This is a genomic window from Halocynthiibacter sp. (genome assembly GCF_049608145.1).
Taxonomy (GTDB): Bacteria; Pseudomonadota; Alphaproteobacteria; order Rhodobacterales; family Rhodobacteraceae; genus Halocynthiibacter.
Genome location: NZ_JBMYXF010000129.1, coordinates 1 through 241, shown reverse-complemented (window position 1 = coordinate 241; position 241 = coordinate 1). Strand labels below are relative to the sequence as shown.

The 241-nt window shown below is 63.5% G+C and carries 1 protein-coding gene; it reads left to right on the top strand.

Features of this window, described 5'->3' with window-relative positions; translation table 11 throughout:
• A partial coding sequence (locus ACPGUT_RS16160; protein ID WP_423993136.1) for an RQC domain-containing protein occupies nt 1-241 on the top strand: 241 nt, incomplete at both ends.

Sequence of the window (241 nt, the reverse complement as noted above, 5' to 3'; positions counted from 1 at the left end):
GCGCGCGCGCGGTCACGATGGTTTGCCGACGTTTGGGGTCGGAACCGAGTATGGTAAACGCGAATGGCAAGCGGTGTTTCGTCAGATGATGGGGTATGATCTGGTGCGCCCTGATCCGGAGCGGCACGGTGCGTTGCGCATGACCGATGAGGCACTGCCGATCCTGCGCGGTGAGGCCTCGCTGCGCTTGCGGCGCGATACGATCCGCAAGGCCTCCAAACATACGCCCGCCGTTAGAACG